We start from the raw sequence: 7,868 nt of genomic DNA on the forward strand, positions 1-7,868 counted from the left end.
GAGCAATAGGGGATAAAACGTCTACCAAATAAGGGGAATTTTCAAACTCATAGTGTTTTTGATTCAATGTGATGATTACTGAAGCGTTACTTTTTTGTAATATAATTAGACTTAAAAATAAAAGGCTCACCTTCACTATTTTATGCATTGTTAATTCAGTAAATTATTGATTTAAGCGAGCAATTCTACTTAAGTAGGTTATTTCTAATGGTTCTGACAATGGTGATACCTTTTGTTTACTTTTAATCAGTACACCGCTTTCGTCGTACCAAAAATAGTTCTGCCAATTATTGTTTGATTGGATATAAGTTGATGGTGTTTTATAGTCTGCAGATTCCATTATTAAGGTCGAATTTATATTTAAACCCAATGCTTGGATGGTTTCATTATTATGAAAATTGAAACTTGAATATATTGGATGGCCGTATTCATCACCTGAAAAATCCACTATTCGAGCCCAAGGTACGTTTAATTCAATGTCGGCCATTTTTTGGGATAAAAATTTTAACGGATCCGCTAAGGTATTTGATACATAGACTAAATCTTTACTAAGCCCCACGGTTCGAACAATTCTGCCAGCTTGCGTTATCAGTAGCACATTATCCTGAGATACCCATTTATGTTCGTTATTTTCTATGTAGGCTAATGCCATGATAATTGCAGGGCGATCTCCACGTTTAACTAATACTATATCTGATTGGGATTTCTGCACATCAGCTAGAGTAAAAGAAGCTCCTTGGCGTTTTGAAAATGCCAGTTTTAAAGTTTGGTAATAAGCATGATAAGTGCCGCTACAACCACTGATAAAAATTAATACTAACGTGCTAAACATTAGATTTTTTGTATTCATGAGTAGTCTTTATCCAAATTTAAGTATTAAATATATCAATAAAAAAGCCGCCATTTGGCGGCTTTTTTACAGATATTACAATTATAAAGCAGTGGTAGTTGCTGTCACTGTAACGGGAGTGGTAACAGTAGTTGTAGTAGTTGTAGTAGTTGTTGGAGGAATTGGTACACATTCACCTTCAATCAACTCTTCATCGGCTTCACATTCAGGGTCAACAGGATCAACAGGTACACATACACCGTTTTCTAGTTTTTCGTCTGGTCCGCAAGTTGGTCCTACAGGCGTTGGCGTAGTACTTCCTCGGTTGTTAGCAACCATAGCTCCTAGAAGTGCAACTCCTACAGCGCCGGCTACAATTTTGGGTTCATCAATATCACCAAATGCCGATTTTGAGGCATTTGAACCACCAGCGTTTTCTTGGGCAAATGAGTTGCCAGCAACACATATAACTGCCATGAGAGCCATTAAAACTTTTTTCATAACACTTCCTTGAACATAATTTTAAAATATTTCGTAAAGTTTAATTGAATAGCTTACCAAGCTCAATAAGTTTTAGTGGATGTTACGAATAAATTATTCGTGATTGTAGTTAAAGAGTATGAGATTGGATATCTGAGGAGATGATATTAATATATATCACTAAGTTCTTGCGTTTACTTTCGGCTTTTGTTTTTATTAGCTCATTTTTGTATAAGTATTTGTAAAAATCAGCTTGAGGGATATTGGTTAAATGAAAATAACAGTTTTTGGAATTGGGTATGTTGGATTAGTTCAGGCTGCTGTTATGGCTGAAGTGGGTCATGATGTGGTTTGTGTTGATGTTGATCAAGGAAAAGTTGATCGATTAAAGGAAGGCCATATTCCAATTTATGAGCCGGGTTTAACACCTTTGGTTAAATCAAATTATGAAGCGGGCAGAGTAAACTTCACGACTGATGCTGCGATGGGCATTGAGCATGGCGAAGTTATTTTCATTGCTGTCGGAACTCCACCAGATGAAGATGGGTCTGCTGACTTAAAATATGTATTAGCAGTGGCAGAAACAATTGCAACCCATATGCAATCCCACAAGATCATTATTAATAAATCAACTGTTCCGGTGGGTACTGCAGACAAGGTTAGCGCTAGAGTCTCTGAAACGTTAGTAAGTAGCAATAAAACCTTTACCTATGATGTGGTATCAAATCCAGAGTTCCTTAAAGAAGGGGCTGCAGTGAACGACTGTATGCGTCCGGATCGTATTGTAATTGGGACTGACAGCGAAACAGCTGAGAAAAAATTACGTCAGTTATATTCACCGTTTAATCGTAACCATGACAAAATTATTGTGATGGACATTCGTAGTGCAGAACTGACCAAATATGCCGCTAACTGTATGTTAGCCACAAAAATTAGTTTTATGAACGAAATGTCTAACTTGGCCGAAGTGTTTGGGGCCGATATCGAAAACGTACGCCGAGGAATTGGTTCTGACCCTCGAATAGGTTATCAGTTTATTTATCCAGGTTGTGGTTATGGTGGGTCGTGTTTCCCTAAAGATGTGCAAGCGCTCGCTCGTAGTGCAAGCCAAGCTGGCTACACAGCACAAATACTAGAGTCAGTGGAAGCAGTTAACTATAAACAGAAAGAAAAATTGTTTTCATATATCTCAAGACACTTTTCTGGAGATTTGGCCGGTAAAACGGTTGCCTTATGGGGCTTATCTTTCAAGCCTAATACTGATGACATGAGAGAGTCTTCAAGTAGAGTGTTAATGGAAGCTTTGTGGGCAGCAGGAGCCAAGGTAAAAGCCTACGACCCCGAAGCTATGGAAGAAACACAGCGTATTTATGGCACTCGTGACGAGTTGTCATTAATGGGTACAAAAGAAGCGGCATTAGAAGGTGCTGATTTCTTGGTTATTTGTACTGAGTGGCAAGCTTTCAGAGCACCAGATTTTGACTTAATAAAAGAAAAACTAACCTACCCATTATTGTTTGACGGACGTAATTTGTTTGAACCAAAATTAATGATGGAATACGGATTGCACTATTACGCAATTGGTAGAGGTTTATCGGTTAAGGAGCAGTAAAATGGGACAAGTAAAAAAGGCAGTTATTCCAGTTGCAGGATTAGGTACTAGAATGTTACCTGCAACTAAGGCAATTCCAAAAGAGATGTTGCCAGTTGTAGACAAACCACTTATTCAGTACGTGGTAAGTGAATGTGTAAAAGCAGGTATTAAAGAAATTATCTTAGTGACTCATGCGAGTAAAAATAGCATTGAAAATCATTTTGATACCAGCTTTGAGTTGGAAGCTACATTAGAAAAACGTGTTAAACGTCAGCTTTTGGAAGCCGTTCAAGCCATTATTCCAAAAGATGTGACGATTATGCATGTACGTCAAGGGGTCGCTAAAGGTTTAGGGCATGCTGTGTTATGTGCACGCCCAATGGTGGGTGATGAACCTTTTGCCGTGGTATTACCTGATGTGATTGTGGACGAATATACGAGTAACCTAAGTAAAGATAACTTGGCTGATATGGTAGCAAAATATAATACCAGTCGAGTTAGTCAAATTATGGTAGAAAGAGTTCCACACGAAGATGTTAATAAGTATGGAGTCGTTGATTTAGAAGGCTTAGATATTAAATCAGGTGAATCTGGAAAGATCCATGGCATGGTAGAAAAGCCTGCGTTAGAAGACGCGCCATCTGACTTAGCTGTGGTTGGACGATATGTTTTATCAGAAAAAATCTGGGACTTATTAGAATTCACTCCTCCAGGTGCGGGTGATGAGGTTCAACTTACAGATGCCATTGCTTCTTTAATGAATATGGAACAAGTGGATGCTTACTACATGAAAGGTAGTAGCCATGATTGTGGTAGTAAGTTGGGGTATATGACGGCGAATGTTGAATACGCCCTTCGTCACCCTGAATTAGGTGATGATTTTAAAACATTTCTTAAAGAGCTTAAGTTATAGTTTTGATTGAAAACTAATAAATGAAAGGCAGTACATGTTATGTGTACTGCCTTTTTTGTTGTTAAAGTATTATTTGGGATTTGAATTTAGTGAGCATTTTCTTACCCACTCCCTTTACTTTCATTACGTCTTCGATCGATTTATATTTTCCATGTTTAGTACGGTATTCGATAATTGCTGCAGCTTTTTTCTTGCCTACGCCAGGCAACGATACTAACTGTTCAAGTGATGCTGTGTTTAAATTAACTTTGCTCATATGCTTTTGAGCATGAGCTAATTTATTTTTTGCAGGATCTGCAAATACTTGATGCGAAAAAGAGCTAATAACCAATGCGGATAATAAACAAACTCGGATGACACTTTTCATAAATAATTCCTTCTAGTTGATTCCATGTCGATGTAAAACATCATGTTAAATGTAGTAGATAGCGCAGAATTGGTAAAGAAAGTTTACCGAGAGGTTCGGCTTATACAGTATTCAGGTTACTTAATTGAGCGTTGAGTAAATCATGGTTTTGGATAAGGCTTGTTCTGTTATTTCTGTGATTTGAGTATCAGAAAGGTGCAGGGTATCAAGTGCATTATTCTTATATCTAAGTGTGTCTGGGCAACTTGTTGGAGTTTGGAAATATACTTGTTTTGCAATGATCAAACTCAGCCCTAGTATATAACTAAGTTGATGTTTTTTATTTGAATTATGCAATGTATCCAATGCGTCGTATGACTTTAAAGCTTGTAAAATATTGGCAGGTTGCTGCCACGCTTGAGCCAAAATTATAGCTCCACTTTTTAGTGTGTTATTGCCGTTAACTTTGATTAAATTGCTGACTTCAAAGTGTCGTTTGTTATCGACTTCCCAATTCATTTTTGTTCTTAATTGTGGCAAAGAAAATAATCGTGATAAAACAAAATACGCAGTAGAGCTGACAATTTCATATGTCATCGATTTATTAGTATTAGCAATCTCTGCTGCAATTGTTGAATATATACTACTAAAAACTATGAACTGCTTTTGAAGTGGGAAATATTCTTGATTGAGGCGGGATAACAATGAGTGTTCTAGTAAAAGACAACTGGTTCTTTCATACCCTAACATGGCTAATCCATGTTGAATGGTTTCTACTGGTTGTTTTTGTCTATTGCCAATTGTCGCAGATTGTTTAAGTTGCTGAACATATGCTGGCTCTTTCTCTATTGCTTTGGTTATCACTGAAATATCAGTATTTATATTCGTTAATTGATCCTGGATCACTAGTAAGGAAGGTGGAGGTGATTGAAAGGCTAACTTCTGCTCGAACGCTAATACTCTTTTTGCCGCTGGGTTTGTTGTCAAATACGATTCGTTATCCTCGTTCCACCAATAATTAAATTGACTCATTTTATTGATACTTTGTGGAAGGTAAAATTGTGATACCTGAGTTAACGGAATAAGGCCCACGTTAATGTCTTCATCTTCACCTTCGATACTTCTATTTTGGGTTGGGCGCTTCATTGGTTTGACGACTAGCCCTTGCTCATTAATTGATACAATTATGAGCATTGAGTTATCGACATGTTTAATTATGGTGCCAGGAGGAACTAAAGAAGGATATTGAAGTAAAGGTTCTAAGGTTTCATACCAACTGGGCGGAGAAGTTAAACATAATTGTTTGAAAGCATGTGCAAATTTGACGGCTTTACTGTGTTTATTGGGGGTACACAAAATCGCCAATTTATATCCAAGGTAAACCAAACGTTGTAACTTATTTAATTGATTAAGACATGCCACTTTTCTCTCATTTAACGCTTTGTAAGTTAAATATGCAGAGTGCCAAATATGTTGGTTATGTGTATCTAGTTGAGTTTCAAGTAATGAGTTATCTTTGAATAATTTAATGCTTTTGGTATTTTCTGGTAACTGGTAATCATTGATTGATGCCTGATTACAAGCAATTAAGCTCAGGCTTGCGTTCATTATTTGTAAGCAAACTGATTCATCAACTTTATTTCTTATCCCAATTAAACAGACGTTAATACATGTATTTAATGCGAGATTAACAGTGTAAGGTAGTTGGCTTTTATAAAGCTGGGGTTGAGCAAAAACCATATCGGGATGAGTTTTTGCACTGGTTAACAGTGATTGGCAAAATTGATGTGTGACTTGTAGGTGCTTTTTATTTATTTTCTGAGTGTTGTACAGACTGAGAAGTTTTACGAGTGAAATGCAGTGTTGTTTAAGTATTTCACTCGTCATAAAGCTTAATATTACCCGTCTATATATGCTTGATAGGCATTTTTTCCGAAAGCAATTAATTTACTATTTTTGAACAGTAAAGGAGTGCATTCGTCTTGTGTTGTTATGCCGTCTGCTTGAACATGTCCAGTACGATAAAACATGACTTGTAGTTCAGTATTTGAAATCTTCTTAGCTTCAGTTATATCTGGACTGCCTAACAATTGCAATATTTCATCTTTACTCACTCCCAGCTCTACTTGGGATATTTGAATTTGGTTGTATTCTTGTCTATCTTCCCAATCCATACTAAGAGGAGTATCAGGGTATAATTTGATAACAGCTATCGCAAAAATAGCGTAAAGAAATACGCCTATACCAATTCGTTTTATTACTTTTTTGTTCATTCTTAGTGTCTAATAACTATCCCACTTTATCATAATAAACTTTGCCTTTAATTGCATTTAACTGAACGCAAAAATTAGGTGACTTAACTGAGAAGGACTATTATTCCTATTGTTCTGCGAGAGAATTTTATTTACTAACTTGATAACATGGAACGTATTTACTTCCGGGTAATTTCATTCTCTGCTGAGAAACGAATGATTCTAACAATTCATCCATCATATGCATAAGAGTGGGTTCACCGCTTAATTGATAAGGCCCTTCTTGTTCAATTAACTTTACATAATCTGCTTTAACGTTTCCTGCGACAATGCCTGAAAATGCTTTTCGCAACGCTGCAGCAAGATCAGTTTTAGCTTGGTCATAATGTAAGTTGAGTGCAGCCATGTTTTCATGATTAGGTTCAAAAGGTGTCTGAAATTCAGACGCAATTTTTAGGGACCAGTTAAAGTCAAAAGCATCACCTATGTCTTTGCGATACCCCCTAATCTCTTGTTGGTTTTGTTTGATTGTTCTAGCCACTTCACTAGGATCACCAACAATTATTTGATACAGGTTTTGTGCCTCTGCGCCGAGTGTTGCACCAATAAACTTATCAAGAGATTCAAAGTAACCACGACTTTGTTCAGGACCGGTTAATATAATAGGCAACACTTGTTGGGCATTATCTTCATCTAACATTATGCCAATTAAGTACAATAACTCTTCTGCAGTTCCAGCCCCGCCGGGAAAGATTATTATGGCATGTGATAACCGAATAAATGCTTCGAGTCGTTTTTCAATATCAGGCATGATTACCAGTTCATTTACAATTGCATTTGGTGGTTCGGCAGCGATTATGCCTGGTTCAGTTAAACCTAAATAACGACCTACTTTATAACGTTGTTTAGCGTGGCCAATTGTTGCGCCTTTCATTGGACCTTTCATCGCTCCAGGCCCGCATCCGGTACAAATGTTTAATTCTCTTAACCCAAGTTGATACCCTACTTCTTTTGTATATTGATACTCAACAGAACCAATCGAGTGTCCGCCCCAACAAACGACCATGTTTAGTTCGGCTGTACCTTTAATTGCATTAGCGTGACGCAACATATCAAAAACACTATGTGTTATATAATTTGAGTCAGAAGGAAACCTTAATGATTGGGCTGAATACTTAGCGCCGGTATGAAGCAGATCTCTTAATACTGAAAAAAGATGTTCATGAACGCCTTTTATTAATACTCCGTCGACAAATGCTAGTTCCGGAGGATTAAGTAGTTCTATTTTTACACCTCTTTCACGAATAATAAGGTTAATATTAAAATCTTTATGAGGAGCAAATATACTTTCACTATTATCAATTTCTGCCCCACTATGCAAAACAGCTAAACAACAATTGCGGAATGTTTTATATAGTTCTCCGTTGGCTGATTGGTTAAGTAAATCCACCTCT

Annotated in this window: 8 protein-coding genes; 2 read left to right on the forward strand and 6 right to left on the reverse strand. The window is 36.9% G+C overall.

Annotated elements, in window-relative coordinates; translation table 11 throughout:
- Positions 1–163: 163 nt before the first annotated feature.
- Both ACSHXM_RS19985 and ACSHXM_RS19990 read right to left on the reverse strand, forming a co-directional pair.
- Positions 164–850, reverse strand: coding sequence for a YjbF family lipoprotein (locus ACSHXM_RS19985; RefSeq protein WP_435691852.1), 687 nt, complete (start codon positions 848–850; stop codon positions 164–166).
- A gap of 81 nt (positions 851–931) precedes the next feature.
- Entirely contained in the window at positions 932–1,330 is a 399-nt protein-coding gene (locus ACSHXM_RS19990) for a hypothetical protein (protein WP_435691854.1), read from the reverse strand.
- A 250-nt stretch (positions 1,331–1,580) separates the two neighbouring features.
- Between ACSHXM_RS19990 and ACSHXM_RS19995 the strand changes: the two genes are divergently transcribed.
- Both ACSHXM_RS19995 and galU read left to right on the forward strand, forming a co-directional pair.
- Positions 1,581–2,921 (forward strand): UDP-glucose dehydrogenase family protein, encoded by a 1,341-nt coding sequence (locus tag ACSHXM_RS19995; RefSeq protein WP_435691856.1) that lies wholly within the window; start codon positions 1,581–1,583, stop codon positions 2,919–2,921.
- Position 2,922: 1 nt separating this feature from the next.
- Complete coding sequence (gene galU, locus ACSHXM_RS20000) at positions 2,923–3,816, forward strand: UTP--glucose-1-phosphate uridylyltransferase GalU (protein ID WP_435691858.1); 894 nt, start codon at positions 2,923–2,925, stop codon at positions 3,814–3,816.
- A 61-nt stretch (positions 3,817–3,877) separates the two neighbouring features.
- Here the strand turns inward: galU and ACSHXM_RS20005 are convergent, their stop codons facing one another.
- The 4 genes from ACSHXM_RS20005 to ppnN all read right to left on the reverse strand — a co-directional run.
- A complete protein-coding gene (locus tag ACSHXM_RS20005) occupies positions 3,878–4,183 on the reverse strand; it encodes a ComEA family DNA-binding protein (RefSeq protein ID WP_435691861.1) in 306 nt (101 codons plus the stop codon).
- A gap of 120 nt (positions 4,184–4,303) precedes the next feature.
- Positions 4,304–6,049 (reverse strand): hypothetical protein, encoded by a 1,746-nt coding sequence (locus ACSHXM_RS20010; RefSeq protein WP_435691863.1) that lies wholly within the window; start codon positions 6,047–6,049, stop codon positions 4,304–4,306.
- A gap of 11 nt (positions 6,050–6,060) precedes the next feature.
- Positions 6,061–6,435, reverse strand: coding sequence for a DUF3192 domain-containing protein (locus tag ACSHXM_RS20015; RefSeq protein WP_435691865.1), 375 nt, complete (start codon positions 6,433–6,435; stop codon positions 6,061–6,063).
- Between the two features lie 127 nt (positions 6,436–6,562).
- Positions 6,563–7,868: nucleotide 5'-monophosphate nucleosidase PpnN (gene ppnN, locus ACSHXM_RS20020; protein WP_435691867.1), on the reverse strand; the 1,306-nt coding region annotated here is incomplete at its 5' end.

This window comes from Paraglaciecola sp., from assembly GCF_051252315.1.
In the GTDB taxonomy this organism is placed as follows: Bacteria; Pseudomonadota; Gammaproteobacteria; order Enterobacterales; family Alteromonadaceae; genus Paraglaciecola.

Bases quoted from the DNA above. Each gene is read 5' to 3' on its own strand.
- ACSHXM_RS19995 (WP_435691856.1), top strand. From the start codon at position 1,581: ATGAAAATAACAGTTTTTGGAATTGGGTATGTTGGATTAGTTCAGGCT.
- ACSHXM_RS20015 (WP_435691865.1), bottom strand. From the start codon at position 6,435: ATGAACAAAAAAGTAATAAAACGAATTGGTATAGGCGTATTTCTTTAC.
- ACSHXM_RS20010 (WP_435691863.1), bottom strand. From the start codon at position 6,049: ATGACGAGTGAAATACTTAAACAACACTGCATTTCACTCGTAAAACTT.
- ACSHXM_RS19985 (WP_435691852.1), bottom strand. From the start codon at position 850: ATGAATACAAAAAATCTAATGTTTAGCACGTTAGTATTAATTTTTATC.
- ACSHXM_RS19990 (WP_435691854.1), bottom strand. From the start codon at position 1,330: ATGAAAAAAGTTTTAATGGCTCTCATGGCAGTTATATGTGTTGCTGGC.
- galU (WP_435691858.1), top strand. From the start codon at position 2,923: ATGGGACAAGTAAAAAAGGCAGTTATTCCAGTTGCAGGATTAGGTACT.
- ACSHXM_RS20005 (WP_435691861.1), bottom strand. From the start codon at position 4,183: ATGAAAAGTGTCATCCGAGTTTGTTTATTATCCGCATTGGTTATTAGC.